Annotated in this window: 8 protein-coding genes; 3 read left to right on the forward strand and 5 right to left on the reverse strand. The window is 70.3% G+C overall.

Features of this window, described 5'->3' with window-relative positions; all coding sequences use genetic code 11:
• Nucleotides 1-20 precede the first annotated feature (20 nt).
• The 4 genes from STRAU_RS13145 to STRAU_RS13155 form a co-directional block, all read right to left on the reverse strand.
• Nucleotides 21-1451, reverse strand: coding sequence for a YcaO-like family protein (locus STRAU_RS13145; RefSeq protein ID WP_016640787.1), 1431 nt, complete (start codon nt 1449-1451; stop codon nt 21-23).
• A gap of 92 nt (nt 1452-1543) precedes the next feature.
• On the reverse strand, nt 1544-1669 hold the full coding sequence (locus tag STRAU_RS41460; RefSeq protein WP_016640788.1) for a YM-216391 family RiPP peptide: 126 nt from the start codon (nt 1667-1669) through the stop codon (nt 1544-1546).
• Nucleotides 1644-2543, reverse strand: coding sequence for a JmjC domain-containing protein (locus STRAU_RS43590; RefSeq protein WP_016640789.1), 900 nt, complete (start codon nt 2541-2543; stop codon nt 1644-1646). The genes STRAU_RS41460 and STRAU_RS43590 overlap by 26 nt, the downstream gene beginning before the upstream one ends.
• A gap of 688 nt (nt 2544-3231) precedes the next feature.
• A complete protein-coding gene (locus STRAU_RS13155) occupies nt 3232-3900 on the reverse strand; it encodes a LysE family translocator (RefSeq protein ID WP_016640790.1) in 669 nt (222 codons plus the stop codon).
• A 91-nt stretch (nt 3901-3991) separates the two neighbouring features.
• Here STRAU_RS13155 and STRAU_RS13160 point away from each other — a divergent pair, with 91 nt between their 5' ends.
• The 3 genes from STRAU_RS13160 to STRAU_RS13170 all read left to right on the forward strand — a co-directional run bounded on the left by STRAU_RS13160 (nt 3992) and on the right by STRAU_RS13170 (nt 10300).
• Nucleotides 3992-4885: a hypothetical protein gene (locus tag STRAU_RS13160; RefSeq protein WP_016640791.1), complete on the forward strand. Its 894-nt coding sequence runs from the start codon at nt 3992-3994 to the stop codon at nt 4883-4885.
• 119 nt (nt 4886-5004) lie between these two features.
• Nucleotides 5005-6315, forward strand: a complete 1311-nt coding sequence (locus STRAU_RS13165) for a copper amine oxidase (protein WP_016640792.1) — start codon at nt 5005-5007, stop codon at nt 6313-6315.
• A gap of 130 nt (nt 6316-6445) precedes the next feature.
• A complete protein-coding gene (locus STRAU_RS13170; RefSeq protein WP_016640793.1) occupies nt 6446-10300 on the forward strand; it encodes an nSTAND1 domain-containing NTPase in 3855 nt (1284 codons plus the stop codon).
• Between the two features lie 146 nt (nt 10301-10446).
• Here the strand turns inward: STRAU_RS13170 and STRAU_RS43595 are convergent, their stop codons facing one another.
• Nucleotides 10447-14676, reverse strand: a complete 4230-nt coding sequence (locus tag STRAU_RS43595; protein WP_016640794.1) for a glycosyl hydrolase family 18 protein — start codon at nt 14674-14676, stop codon at nt 10447-10449.
• Nucleotides 14677-14775: the final 99 nt, after the last annotated feature.

The following is a 14775-nucleotide window of genomic DNA, read 5'->3' on the forward strand; positions in this document are numbered from 1 at the left end:
CACCTCCTCGCGGTCGCGGGTCAGGGCAACGGATGGGGGAACGGGTGCGGGTCGGGCGCGTCGCCGGTGAGCGCTCCGACGGCCCTGGCGCGCGCCGGGTCCAGGTTGCGGAAGCGGTGCGCGCCTTCGAGGCTGTACAGGCCGGGCACGACGACCCGGCGGACGACGCAGCCGGCGGCGCGCAGCACGTCGGCGCTCATGTCGACCCCGTACGCCCGGTGGCCGCGCCGGTGCAGCGCGGCGAGGGTCGCGTCGAGGCCCGGCGGCGCGGTGTCGCGGTCCGGCGTCGTGTCGAGGGTCGGCGTCGCGTCCGGTCCGTCCTCCACGGTGACCGCGTCGCCCCGGACGTTCAGGAACTCCGGGCGGGCCGCGAGACAGGCGTCCAGCTGATCGGGGAACAGCGAGTAGAAGGCGGCGCCGTGCTCGAAGGAGCGCACCTCGGCGAAGTCACCGCCGAAGACCCAGTCCGCCTGGGTCGCGCACAAGTGCCGCACGTACGGCACGCCTTGGAGGGCCTCGAGGAATGCCTTGCGCAGGGCGGCGTCCAGGCTCCCGCGGCAGGCGGAGCCGACGGCGAGGAGCGGCCCGGCCGCGTCCCGCACCCGCAGGATCACCAGGCAGACGGGAATGCCGAGGTCGGAGGTGATGTCGAAGGCGTCGACGGTGTAGCGGTCGTCGAGTTCGGCGGCGTCGCGCAGCTGACGGCACAGCCCGGTGTCCGCGTCGATCCTGCGTGCGGGCAGCTGCCAGTGCCAGGCGAGCACCAGGGCGTCGCGTTCGATCACTTCCCACAGAGCGGAACGGGTGGCGTTCTCCGTCCCGAACCCGAAGGCGAGTCCGGTGGTGACGGCCGGCAGCATGCCGGGCTCCGCCCTGGACCTGAGGTAGGGGAAACAGACTGCCGGTCCTGGCAGCCAGAGGCCGTCTCCGGTGTGCAGGTCCTCGCCCGGGTACCACCGCAGTTCGCTGTCCTCGGTCAACGGCCGGAAGGGGAAGCCCGGTTCGGCGTACTGCTCGGTTGCGAACGGCGTCCACGCGCCGGGGTGGACGCGCGCCTCGGGATCAGCGGCCCAACTGCCGCTGCGGCAGGGCGCGGTCCGGCTGTACCTGATGGCGTAGTAGCGCTCAAGTCCCTCGGCGGCCGCCGCGATCCAGCTGTCGGCGGGCCGGAACCCGGCGCCCGCGCACTTCGTGTACCGGCCGAAGCGCCCCAGTTCCGCCACCGCGGGACCCGGCAGACAGGTGTGGCTGTACACAGCCGGGTCACCCGGCCTCCGACGGACCCGGGGGACCGCGGCGAACACCTGCTCCTGGCGGATGATCCGGTCGAGCAGAGGGTGCGCCTCGGGCAGCGGCGACCTGGCCGTGCCGCCCGAGGCGCCGACCGCTCCCGGAGGAGTCTCCTGGCGAGGGCCGCGCTGTACGGCTTCCGGCGACGAACTCCCCGTCATGAAGGGCTCCTTGTCATGGGTGCGGTGTGGTGCTGCGCTCTTGCTCAGGACTTACGGGGCGTGCCGTTCGGACGGCAGCGTCCCCGTCCGCCTCACTCGTCGGCGGCGACGTCCAGGTCGTCCTCTTCCATCTCGAGGGAGCAGCAGGAGGAGCCGATGATGAATCCGACCTCGATGTCGACTTCCTCGATCTCAGCGGTCGTGATGTTCTCCGACATTTTCTTCTCCCATTCCCCGGCCCCTTGCCGGAGCCGGTTTTGACGGTGCGTCAGCCGAACAGGTCGTCCGGCCTTGGGGAATTTCCTCGGAAAGCGCCCGGCCGAATGGGCCGGACAGCAGTTCCGAGATCGCCCCGTCCATGCGCTGGATGAGATCGGCGGGCAGAAAGCTCCCGCCGTCGCCGTCCAGCCGGACGGCCGGGGCCCGCCAGTGGTCGACGGTGAGGAGCCGCGTCTTCAGCCGCTCCAGGAAGACCGCGGACCATGACGGAGCTGCGATGCCGAACGAGAGCGAGACGGATGCCGCGTCCTGGTGCGCCTCGGTTCCGTGCCAGTGGCCGCGCGGCAGCAACAGGCTGTCCCCCGGCCCCAGGTCGACGGTGTCGCACCGCTCGGGCGCTCCGGCGCCCGGCGCTTCGGGGCGGTAGTAGCGCGCCAGCTCGGTGGAGACGCGGCCGCCCGCCGCGTAGTTGGCCGTCGGATAGCGCACCCCTGTGTTGGCGGCGAGACGCCAGCGTTTGTCTCCGGTGACCTGCACGATCACGACGTCCTTGTCGTCGAAGTGCAGGGGCAGGCCGCTGCCCGGAGGCGAGACGAAGGCGGAGCATCCGCAGAATCGCCGCGGTACGCCCAAGGCGTGGGCCAGCGCGTCGAGCAGGGAGTCGGCCGCCGGGCAGACCCGGTCGAACTCCTCCAGGTTCACCGACACGCCGTCGTCGAAGAAGGCGCCCCCCTGCCGGCCGTCGACGACGATGTCGGCCCGGTACCGGCCCGGCGAGCGGGTCAGATGCAGCCGTACGCCGTGCGGATGGCCGCCCACGAGAGCGCGGGCGTCGTGGGCGAGGAGTGCGGAGTCCCGAATTCCTTCAAACATTGCGGGTTCAACGCTTTCCGTGAGCCGAAGCCCCTCCCGCACCGCGCTCCTGACTTCCTTGGCCCCGGCCCGGGGAAAGAGGGCCGAAAGCACGTCTTCCTGTTCCGTCCGCTCCGTCGTCTCCACGGTTCTCCGCCGTTCTGACAGCTTCTCCGGTATCTGCTCAGGAGCGTGCCGCACGGTGCGGCGGAAAGTCTTTGACTGAGCGTGCGCAGCAGTTGTCGATTTGTGCACAGCGACTTGAAAGGCGGACGGCGGACGAATGCGTACGAGAAAGGGGGATCGGGCGGGCAACCTCGGGGCGCCGAAATGGGTTGCCCGGACGGAGGGCGGGCGAGTGGGGCGGCGGGGCGGTTCAGCCCGGGCGGCAACAGGTCTCAGCCGCGTTGTCCGCTGATCCGACGCGGTCTGGACCTCTGCGTACTCTCCGCCGAGGCAAACCTGCGGGCCGCGCTCTCGAGGGAGGTGCCCCGGAGCACCCGCTTGAGCGTGATGGACATCGGCTGCGGTGCCGGAGAGAGCCTGCACCTGCTGCGGGCCGCGCACCCGTGTCAACCGGGCCGCGGCCCACATCAACTTCTACCGAGCAGGCTGCCGTGCCCTGCAAGCGTGCGCGGTTCACAAGAACTACGTCGTCTCCAACCGGCTGCGCAACATCGAGCAGGCTGTGCGGGGCAGCCCCGGCGTCTCAATGGTTCTCCGTCGCCAGCCAGGCGGCCAGCCCCAGCATCGCCCCGCCCGTCAGACCGTCCAGCCGGCGCCGGGCACGCCGACCGATGCCCATGCTCTTCAGGCGGCTTCCCAGCGTGGCGCAACCGCAGGCACAACAGAACTCGATGGCGATATAGGCGGTGCCGAGGGCCAGCAGGGGAACCGCGACTCCCTCGGCGCCGCGCGGCAAAAACTGCGGCAGGAACACCGTGAACAGGATGAGCGCCTTCGGGTTCGTCGCCGCGACCAAGAACTCCTGCCAGGCCAGCCGCCACGAGGAGCGATGGCCGCCGCCCGCGCTCCGCGCTGCGGCGTCCCGTCCGGCATCGGGTGCGGCTTCGGCTCGGTCCTGCCCACGCAGAGCGGTCAGGACCGTCCTTGCTCCCAGCCACAAGAGGTAGACCACACCGCACCACTTGATGACGTTGAACGCCACTTCGGAGGCGGCCAGCACAGCTCCAAGACCTGCCGCGACCGCCACCACCATCAACGCGAAAGCCGTGAAACGCCCCAGTGACGCGCTGACAGCCGGGGCCAGACCATGTCGCAGACCATTACGCAGGGTCAATAATTGGTTGGCTCCGGGCGTGGCGGCCAGCAGCAGCGCCGACGGAACGAAAGCCGCCCACTCCACATCAGTGACCATGGACCGCGTGTACCCCGTGTAGCAGCCAACCTTCCGGTAGGCCCGGATCCGGCCGCGTCGCTCCGGGATTGTTCAGCGGCGTCCAAAGGGGGTGCTGAACAACTCGTGGGCCGCTGAACTCGACCTCGAACGCGGCAGAGGCACCGCTGTTGCTCGGCCGGAGAAGACACTCGACACGGGGGACCATGTGCGTGATCTGATACGCAGAAATCTCGGCAAGGCAGTGGCCGGTGCGGCCGTGGCGCTGAGCGGCACGGCCGTCGCCGTGGCCGTCGCCCTGCCCGGGTCGGCCGGAGCGGGCGAGCAGGGCGCCCGCCCGGATGCGGCCGCGGCCGCGCAGCAGCAACAGGCGCCGCGGCCAGGGGTCGTGGAGGCCGCGCCGCCCGAGGGGGACAAGGGCATCGGCAGCGACCCGCTGACCGACAGAGAGCTCGAGCGCGCCGAGCAGCTGGCTCTCACCGGCGCCGTGCGCATGAGGAGCGAGGACGTCGAGGGCCATCGTGGCCCTCAGCACATCTCCACCAATCTGGCCGAGTTGCCCCCTGAGGAGGCCGACGACGCCACACCGCCCCGCCGCGCCCGCGTCACGTACTACAACTACGCGGACGACACCCTCCTGACCAAGACGGTGAACCTCACGACCGGCAAGGTCGAGCAGGCCGACACCGCACGCGGCGCCCAGCCCCCGCCGACGAGGGACGAGGTGGCTCAGGCCGCGGCACTGATCATCGCCGACCCGCTCGGCAAGGGCCTCAAGGCGGACTACAAGGACATCATGGGCAAGGAGCTGACCTCGCCCGGCCAACTGGTCCTGAGCGGCGGAGCCTTCCGCAAGGAGACGGAGGAGCAGCTTCCGCCGCGGTTGGCCGCATGCGGCGAGCACCGGTGTGTCCGGGTCATGTCCAAGGTCGTGCACGGCCCGTGGATCAACACCAGGGACCTGATCGTCGACCTGAGCGCGCGGACCGTCACCCGCGTCCGCTGAGCTCTGCCCGGCTCGCGTCCGCTGAGCCCCGCCCGGCTCGCGCCCGCTGAGCCCCGCCCGGCTCACGTCCGCCCCCGCCATCGGCCCATCACCCGTCCCGTACACAGGAGTTCTCCGGCATGGACCTGAAAAGAGCGAAGCGCGCCCGCAAGAAGGCAGCGTCGGCCCTCGCCGCCGCCGTGCTGCTGGGCGGCGGCGTCCTCACCACCGCTGCCACGCCTGCGGGGGCGGCGCCCAAGGCGCCCGACGCCCCCGCAGCGGCCCCCGCGCCCGGTTGCAGTGCGGCGTCCCGCATCGAGCAGAAACTCGACGGCGGCACCACGTGGCGCATGTGCGTGCACTACGACACCGAGGCCGGACTCGTCCTGAACAACGTCTCCTATCAGCCCAAGGCGGAGCCCCGGCCCATCAAGGTCCTCAGCACCGCCAAGCTCGCCCAGGTCCATGTGCCGTACGACGACGGCGAGAGCGAGTACGACGACCTGACGGGCTACGACTTCGGCAAGAACCTGCTCAAGCTCAAGCCGGCCGAATGCCCGGGCGGCACGATCAAGACGGTCAAGAAGGGCACCGACCTGGTGCAGGGGCTGTGCGCCACGACCCGCGCACGCGGCCATGCCTACCGGCTGAACGAAGACGGCAAGGTCTGGCAGTCCCAGGGCAAGGACCTGCTGCTCTACGTCGTGAACGAGGTGGACTGGTACGAGTACATCACCGAGTGGCGGTTCTCGTCCGACGGCACCATCACCTCGAACGTCGGCGCCACCGGCAGCCTCTCCCCGGACGACTACGACGCGGGCGACGGCCGTGGCTGGCCGATCGGCAAGGGCGCCAAGGACTTCAGCACCAGCCACAGCCACAACGTGTTCTGGCGGCTGAACTTCGGCCTGGACGGCTCCCCCAAGGGGCGGGTCGAGCAGTACGACTCCACCGTCACCCCGCCCACCGGCAACGGCAGCCCCCGGACGAAGACCGCCCGCACCCCCGTCACCAAGGAACTCAGCGGCGACCTCAAGACCATGCGCTGGTGGCGGATGGTCAGCGCGACCGGCAAGAACAAGGACGGACACGCGCGTTCCTACGAGTTCGTCCCCGGACCCACCGCCAGGCATGCGGGCCGGCCCTTCACCAAGCACGACATCTACTTCACCGACTACAAGGCGTGCGAGCAGTACGCGAGTCACAACAACGCACTGATCAACGGCTGCACGCACAACAGCGTCGACAAGTGGGTGAACGGCCAGACCCTCAAACACCCGATCGCCTGGGTCAACATCGGATTCCACCACATAGCCAGGGACGAGGACCAAGAACCCATGCCGGTCCACTGGCAGGGCTTCTCGATCACCCCACGCGATGTGACTGCCATGAATCCACTGACACCCGATGACCTCAGGAACCACAACGGCAAACCAGGCAACGAACGTTGAGCCCCCGAAAGCACTGAGACCTCTCGGAGGCAGGTCAGAGGACCTGCTTGGCCAGATAGCCGCTTCCAAGCCGGCGGGGGGCGTGTTCGGATGAGGCGAGAGTGCGGCTGGTACGGGGGAAGGGCAGCACGTGGGGCGTCCGGAGACGGACATCGATCCTGGACAGGGACCGGTCCAGAGGTTCGCGTTCGAGTTGCGCAAACTCCGGCAGGAGACGGGCGGAATCACCTACCGGCAGATGGCCCGGCAGGTGGAATTCTCCGTCACGGCGCTGTCGCGAGCAGCCGCGGGGGAGCAACTGCCCTCACTGCCGGTGGCGCTGGCGTACGTCACCGTGTGCGGGGGAGACCCGGACGAGTGGGAGCAGCGCTGGCGTGCGGCGGCCCGGGAAGAGGCCCAGCGGATCAGCGGCACGGCGGATGACGGGAGGCCGCCTCCCTACCGGGGCCTCGCGCGCTTCGACGTGGGGGACGAGCACCTCTTCTTCGGCCGCGGTGACCTGGCCGACGACCTCGCACGGACGGCGACCGAGCACCGCGTCGTGGCGGTCGTCGGCCCCTCGGGCAGCGGCAAGTCGTCCTTGTTGCGGGCCGGCCTCGTACCCAGGCTGCGCAGCCTGACCGGTCCGGCGCGGCAGCCTGAGGCGATCCGGATCCTCACGCCGGGCGAACACCCCGTCCGCACCCGCGAAGACGTCTTGACTCCCGCACCGGGCGACGGTGACACATGGCTGATCGTGGACCAATTCGAGGAGGTCTTCACCCTTTGTCACGACCCGGTCGAGCGGGCCGACTTCCTGACCCGGCTCCTGGCCGCCACCGAGCCCGGCAGCGGACTGCGCGTCGTGCTGGGTGTCCGAGGCGACTTCTACGGCCGCTGCCTGGCGCTCCCCGGACTGGCGGCCGCCGTCCGTGGCTCGAGCGTCCCGGTGGGCCCCATGGCCGCCGACGAGTTGCGCGCGGTGATCGTCAAACCCGCCCAGGCAGACGGGCTGATCGTGGAGCGGGCCCTGACCGATCGCCTCATCAAGGAGGTGAGCCAAGAGCCGGGCGGGCTGCCGCTCCTGTCCCACGCCCTCCTGGAAACCTGGCGCCGACGCCACGGCCGCACCCTGACACTGCGGGCCTATGAAGCGGCCGGCGGCATCCATGGCGCCATCGCTCAGACCGCCGAGAGCCTCTACACCCAGCTCACCCCGGACCAAGCGGCCGCCGCCAGGCGCATTCTGCTGCGCCTGGTCACCCCCGGTGAGGGAGCACCGGACACGCGATGCCCCCTGCCGCGCACGTCGTTGGGCGGCGGTGACGCGACCACCGCCGAGGTCGCCCTGGAGCACCTGGCCCGTGCCCGCCTCGTCACCGTGGACGACCACACCGTCGACCTGGCCCACGAGGCTCTGATCACCGCGTGGCCCCGACTGCGTCAATGGATCGACGACGACCGCCAACGACTCGTCGTCCGGCGCAAGATGACCCAAGCCGCCGCCGACTGGGACGGGTTGGACCGCGACCAGGCCGCGCTGTACCGGGGCACCCTTCTCGCCACCGCGGACGATCTCCTGGGATCGGAGGGTCGCCGCGGCGAGCTCAGCGAGCTGGAGCAGGACTTCCTCACCGCGAGCCGCGCCGAGCGTGATCGTGTGCGCGCCCGCAAGGCGCGCGCCACCCGTCGACTGCGGGGGCTGACGGCGACCCTGGCCCTGCTGCTCGCCCTCTCCCTGACCGCGGGGGTGATCGCCTGGCGGGAGAGCGAGGACAACGACCGCCGGCGCGTCCGGGCGGAGGCCCAGCGCGTGGCCGCTGTCGCGGAGAAGGCACGGTCGAGCGACCCGCGGCTCGCGATGCGGTTGAGCGTGGCGGCGTGGCGGATCGCGGACACCGCGGAGACGAGGTCGGCCGTGCTGGGGGCGGTGGGGCAGAAGGAGCGGGACGTGTTCGCGGTGCCGCCGGGGGACGGGCAGTTCGACCCCGTGGTCTCCGCCGACGGTCGCGCCGTGGTCGCGCAGCGGGGGAAGCGTCTCGTCGTAGAGGACACCGTGAGCCACAAGAGTCGCTCCGTGCCGGTCCGTGAGGACATGTGGGGAGCAGCGGTCAGCGCGGGCGGGAAGATGGTCGCCGCGCAGGCGGAATCGGGTCCCACGATGCTGTGGGACATGGCCACCGGACGAAGGCTCGGCAAGCCCCTCGCCACGGCATCGGGCGACTTCGAATTCACACCGGACGGGCGGACACTCCTGGCCCGCGGGGAGCGTGACCTGGATGGCGCGCCCTCTGGGCAGAGGAGTGTCGTTGAACTGTGGGACGTACGGAGGCAGATCCTCCTGTCCCGCCGCTCCATGAGCGCGGATGCCGTCGTGGGCTCCGACGGACGCCACCTGGCGTGGTGCCCGAGCATGGAGAAGGGGCCCCTCCGGCTCTGGGACACCCGGACCGGCAGATTCCGGGAGCTGCTGGGCGGGCGGCCCACCTCCCCGTGCGTGGGTGGGCCTCCCGTCTTCACCCAGGGCGCGATGGCCGTCAACACGGGCAGCGAGATCCGCCGCTGGGACGTCAAGACGGGAGAGCGCCTGCCCGCGTACGGCTCGCCGGACGGCGGCAGCCTCGCGGAGGGGGCCGGTCCGCCGCGGACCGGCCCGAGCGATTCGCTCCTCGACGACGTGGGGGACTCCCCGCGGATCCAGCGGTTCACCCTGAGCGATGACGGACGGCTGGCGGCGGCGGTGACCGACGGATCCCTCGTGGTGTGGCGCACGGACCGCCCCCGACAACCCGTGTGGCGTCACACACCGGCCGACGACTACGTCATGGACCTCTGGCTCGACGCCGACGCCCGGCAGATCCGCTACCTGGGCATGGGCGGGCCGACCGGGACCACAGTCAGATCGCTGGACCTGGGCCCCGCAGCCGACATCGCGACCTGGCAGTCGGCGAACAGGCCGACAGCCATGTTGAGTTCGCGCGGCGACCGGATGGCCACGATCCAAGAACACGGCGCGCGCGGCAGCGTCGGCGTCACCGGCATCCGGGAGGGCAGCCCCACCCGGCACGTCGGCACCGTACCCATGCAGCGGGACAACCCTCTGTACGAGGACGACCCGCGTCACCTGGTCTCGCTCAGCGCCGACGGACGACTGGTGGCCCACGGACACAGGACCTCGCCCGGACGAGGGCTCCCCGACGAGGTCCGCGTGCGGGACGCGCGTACCCGTCGTGGCATCGCCACGGTACGACCGGGCCATGAGGTGCTCGCTGTCTCTCTCAGCCCCGACGGAACCCGGTTGGCCACCTTGGGAAAGGAGACCGCCGAGCTGTGGAACGTACGCAGCGGAGCGCGCCTGCGCATGGTCGAGGCGGAGCACACCGACGCGCGGGGGAAGGTCACCTTCGTGCTCTCCGGCGAGGCGGACGGAATCGCGGTCAGGCCCGACAACGAGCTGTTGGTCGTCACCTCGTCGGAGGGGCTGGTGGTGAGGCTTCCCTCGGGCAAGGCGGTGACGAGACCGCTGAGCAATGCCCGCTCCCTCGCGGTGGCCTTCAGCCCCGACGGCCGCCACCTGGCCGTCGGCGACTCGGTCGGCCTGGTGAGCCTCTGGGACGGTGACGTACGGCGCCGCCTCCACCTGCTGCCCGCAAGCCGTGCCGGCGGCCGGGTCGAACAGGCCCACCCCGTCTCGGCGTTGGCCTTCTCACCGGACGGCAACCGCCTCGCCACCGCCGGCGAGAACGGGACGCTGCGTCTGTGGGACACCGCCACCGGACGGCAGATCGGACTCGACCAACCGACCCCCGGAGACCGCATCACCTCGGTGGCGTTCGCCCCGGACGGCCAGGGCCTGTACGCGGTCGGGGAGCACACCCCCGTGCGGCGCTACACCGTCGCCCCGTCCGAAGCGGCCGCCGAAGCCTGCGAGCGAGCCGCCGGCGGGCCGTCACGCGAGGAATGGCAGGAACACATAACGGAAGTCGCGTACCGCGACGTCTGCTGAGCCCCTCGAACGGCTGGACCGTGGCGTCCGCGGAGCAAGCGCGGGCGCCACGGTCCGGTCGGGGCTCGTCGGGGTGTTGCGACGACCACTGGAACTCAAGCCCCGGCAGGGCTCACACCCCAGGAAGCCAGGACCTCAGGGCAGCGTCAGCTCGCCCGCCCCAGCTTCCGCCAGGGAAGCACCTCCTTCCCCTGGCTGTCCCGCTCCGAAGTGCCCGGTTCGACGGTCGTGTACCAGGACGCCGCCCAGTACGACCCCTTCCAGGAGACGTAGGCGCCGGTCGCGGGGTCGGCTGTGTTGCCGCTCCACAGGTGGGTGTTGGGGGTCGTGGCGCCGTAGGCGGCCTCGACGTCCTTGCCGCCGGCCGAGCGGAGGGTGAAGAGCTTGCCGTGGGCGGGGGTGGAGGGGGAGCCCTCCGACCCCGTCGCCGGGTCGATGGGGATGAAGTGCCAGCGCTGGGCCTCCGAGGAGGCGCAGTCGGCGACCTTGATGTCCTCGCGCGCGCCGGTCGCGGTCAGGCACTTGCCGGCGTTGGTGAGGGTGTACCAGCCGTTCCCGGCGTTGCGGGGGGTCCAGAGCTGGTTGGGGTTGCCGGGCTGCGGCTCCACCAGGTGGGCGCGGCTCTCGCCGGGGTGGTGGTCCATCAGGTTGCCCTGGTACTCGAACTGCCAGCCCTGGTCGCCCTTGTCCCAGGCCGCGAAGGTCCGGCCGACCGTCTTGCCGTGCGCGGAGCCCGGCTTCCACTCCGGGGCGTCGCACTCCTTGGCGTCACCGGTGTCCGGCTCGACCGTCCGTACGCCCTTCCGGTCGTCCTGGACGGAGCCGTACGTGTGGTCGCCGGTCGACACGGTGACGTTCGCGGGGCCGGTCACCGGCAGGTAGTACTTGAGGCCGATGTCGTGGGACTTGCCGGGCGCGACGGCCTCGCAGAAGCCGAGTTTCAGCGTCACGCGGTGGAAGTCGGCCTTCAGGCCGCCCACGTTGGGCCCGGAGCGGCCGGGTTTCACCGCGTCCTTCAGCTCCGTGCCCGCCTCGTCCTTGAGCAGCGGCGAGGTGGACGTGGGCAGGTCGAAGGAGATCTCGGTGCCGGTGCCGAGGGTCCGTTCCGTGTTGTTGGTGATGCGCAGCTTCGGCTGGATCGGCCACATGTCGCCCTCGGCCGTCGGGTAGTCGACGAACTCGGCGGAGACGTCCACGACTTCGTCGGGGAGGGGAGTGTCACCGGCGCGTTCCGTCTTGTAGCCCCCGGAGCCGTGCAGCGCCCCGTCCAGGCGGCTGGTGACGTCGTACCCCATGCCGTACTCGCCGCCCGCGCGCTTGGTGTAGTCGCCCGCCAGCTCCCACAGCATGACGCCGCCGATGCCGTTGTCCTTCACGTACTGCGCCTTGGCGTCGATCGAGGCGTCGTTCTCCGTGGAGAGGAACACCTTCTTCTCGGCGTTCCACAGCCACGACGCCTTGAGCGTGTCGTCGTACTTCTCCGTGTACGTGCCCTTGAGCTTGCCGGACTCCTTGCCGGTGTCGACGTAGGAGGGGAGGTAGCCGGGGGTGATGCCGTCCTGGAGGTTCCGCGCGTGCCACAGGGGGTTGGAGCCGGAGGCGACCTCCTCGCCCCGGGTGCCGAGGTCGTGCCAGACGTTGTCGATGCCCTCGGCGCCGTGGCCGCAGTCGGCCTTCTCACCGGTGCCGGGCTGGCAGGCGCCCTGGTCGGGAAGTGACGAGACGCCCCACAGGCCGTCCGTGCCGCCGGAAACGTTCTGCCAGCCGCGGGTGTAATAGGGGACGCCGAGGTTGATGCGGCCGGGCGGCAGCGCGCCCCGGTAGTAGCGGTACGACCAGTCGACGTTGAAGTAGCCGGTCCCGTCGAACTCCTTCTCGTCGTAGACCTTCGCGGCGGCCAGCTCGGCGTCCCTGCCGTCGTCGTACAGCGGCGCCTGCGGGCCGACGTACTTGTTCCAGGAGCCGTGCAGGTCGTACGACATGACGTTGACGAAGTCCTGGTACTGCAGAGCCTGGCCCGCGTCGTAGCCGCGTACCAGGTAGCCGGAGGCGGAGCCCGCCGAGGTGAGCAGGTAGTAGCGGTCCTTGTCGGCGCCCGCGCGGTCCAGCTTCTCGCGGAGGGTCTTCATCAGCGCGTTGTAACCGGCCTGGAGGCCCTTGCGGCGGCCGTTGGACAGCTCCCAGTCGGCCGGGTTGCCGCTGTCGGGCAGCGCGGTCGGGTACTCGTAGTCGATGTCGACCCCGTCGAAGCCGTACCGGTCCAGGAAGGCCGTCACCGAGTCGGCGAACGTGTCGATGCCCGCCTGGTTCACCGAGCCGTCGGCGTTGGTGGCCATGGTGTAGAAGTTCTTCGTCTCGGCCCAGCCGCCGACCGAGATCAACGTCTTCACCTGCGGGTGCTTCTTCTTGTAGCGGTTGAGGAGGTTGAAGTGGCCCTTGTACGGGAGTGAGTCGTCCATCTCGGCCCCGCGCACGCCCGGCCAGGTCATTCCGGTCGCCGGGTTCTTCGGGTCTTCCGTGTCACCGACGGAGATCCGGTCGCCGCCGTCGACGCTCGCGAAGGCGTAGTTGACGTGCGACACCTTCGACCAGGGGATGTTCTTCGCCAGATAGCGCGGGTCGCCCTTGGCGCCGGTGCGCCAGCCGGTGAAGTAGCCGACGACCCGCTTGTCGTGCCCGTTGCCGCCGAGCCACTCGCGCCCGTCGTCGCCGTACACCCTGCAGTACGGGGTGTCGACGCCCTTCGTCGCGGCGAGCCCCTCGGGGCGGCACTGCTCGTGCGGACCGGATGTGGAGGGCTTGGCGGAGCGGTCGTCGGTGGCGTTGTCCACGGGGTCGCCGGCGCTGCCGGTGGCGGGCGGGGTCTCGGGGGTGCCGCCCATGCCCGGGGTGTCGCCGTGGTACGTGTACTTGTTGAGAGCGTTGACGGCGGCCATGGGATCGCCGTCCTTGTACTGGTCGATCGCGAGGAAGTTCGGCTTCTTGCGGGCGGCCGGCGCGCAGAAGCGCTCGGCGCGGTCCTGGAGCTTCTCGTTGTCGTTGCGGTAGGTGGGATCCAACGGGGCGTCCCGGAAGTGGTTCATCACGTACAGGCGCCGGAAGTTCTTGTCCTCGTGGGTGAGCGGATGGCCCCAGCGGCTGTAGCAGCTCCAGTCGGCGTTGCCGAGACCCGCGCCCATGGACCAGTGGTTCTGCACGGTCCAGTCCTGGTCGTACATGAAGCCCAGCTTGTTCTTGCCGTTCTCCTTCTTGTGGGCGTCCCCGTCGCCGGTGAAGAGCAGCAGGCGCTTGCCGGACTCCACCATGGACCGCACTGTCGGCCAGCCCTTTTCGGTGACACCTTCCGCGTCGGGGCGGAAGACCTTCCCGGCGAGCGGCTTGCCCTCGCCGAGCTGCTCCTTCAGCTCCTCCTGGAGCTGCTCCGCGGTGGTGTAGTCCTCCAGGAAGACCGTGATGATCGCTTCCTTGTCCTGCTCCATGAACGCGGCGATGTCGGCGAACGTCTTGGCCGCCTCGACATCACCCCCGCACCCGTGCAGCACGGCGATCTTGTGGCACATCCGCACTCGCCCCTCGGAGAAGTGGGCGTCCAGCATGAGCGCCCGCGCCCCGGCCTTCAACTGCGTGGTGACGTCGTGCGGCTGGTTGGGGAAGGGCAGAGCGGGAGCCTGGTCCTCCGTGTTGTGCATGGAGTTGTGCGTCGTCAGGAACGTCACGTCGTCCAGCTTCGGATCCGACGGCATCGGCGCCTTCGGCGGATTGATCGGCGTGACGTACCAGTTCTGCTTCTCTGCGTCCGGGTCGGAAGTGTCCACCCAGACCGAAGAGTCGTTCTTTGGCCCGCCCCACAGCCTGCGCTCCGAGCCCGGTACGTGGATGCGGTACCGATCACCCTTGTCGTGCCGGAATTCCCAGTTGGTTTTCTCCGCGTCACAGGGACCGATGCCGATCCTGGGGCCCATGGCGTGCTCCCGCTCGGTCACGCACTGTCCGTCCCGGTCCGGGTTCTTGATCTTGTACGTTCCGTCGGTGTTCCGGGCGAACTCCCACTGCTGTTGGTCCTCGTCACCCTTGGGACGGTGGGTGGCGACCGGGTTGTCGGTCGCTGACATGTGGTAGCCGCTGGAGGCGTTCTGGATGTAGAACTTCCCGTCGGTCGGCGGTCCTTCGTCGTCCGCCGCGGCGGCCTCCGTGCCCGCCGTCGCCGACGGGGCCCCCGCCCCGCCGGTCGCCTTCGCCGCCGCCGGTGGCCGTGGCTTCTGGGGGCGGTCGGGTCTGGTGGGCCCCTCCGGGCCGTCCGCCGCGACCGCGGGGGTCGCGAGCAGGGCGAAGGCCAGTGCCGCGCACCAGGCAGCCGCCGTGCGTCTCTTACGCACAGGGACGCTCCCTTCTTCTTGCCGGTCTTCTTGCTGATCCCGGGCGCGGATGCGCCCGCGCTGAAGACTGGCAGGGAGCGATCTTTAATTGATCAACGT

It is taken from the genome of Streptomyces aurantiacus JA 4570 (genome assembly GCF_000414115.1).
GTDB classification, from domain to species: Bacteria; Actinomycetota; Actinomycetes; order Streptomycetales; family Streptomycetaceae; genus Streptomyces; species Streptomyces aurantiacus_A.

Coding starts and splice junctions, on each gene's coding strand:
- STRAU_RS13165 (WP_016640792.1), top strand. CDS start 5,005: ATGGACCTGAAAAGAGCGAAGCGCGCCCGCAAGAAGGCAGCGTCGGCC.
- STRAU_RS43590 (WP_016640789.1), bottom strand. CDS start 2,543: ATGTTTGAAGGAATTCGGGACTCCGCACTCCTCGCCCACGACGCCCGC.
- STRAU_RS41460 (WP_016640788.1), bottom strand. CDS start 1,669: ATGTCGGAGAACATCACGACCGCTGAGATCGAGGAAGTCGACATCGAG.
- STRAU_RS13155 (WP_016640790.1), bottom strand. CDS start 3,900: ATGGTCACTGATGTGGAGTGGGCGGCTTTCGTTCCGTCGGCGCTGCTG.
- STRAU_RS13145 (WP_016640787.1), bottom strand. CDS start 1,451: ATGACGGGGAGTTCGTCGCCGGAAGCCGTACAGCGCGGCCCTCGCCAG.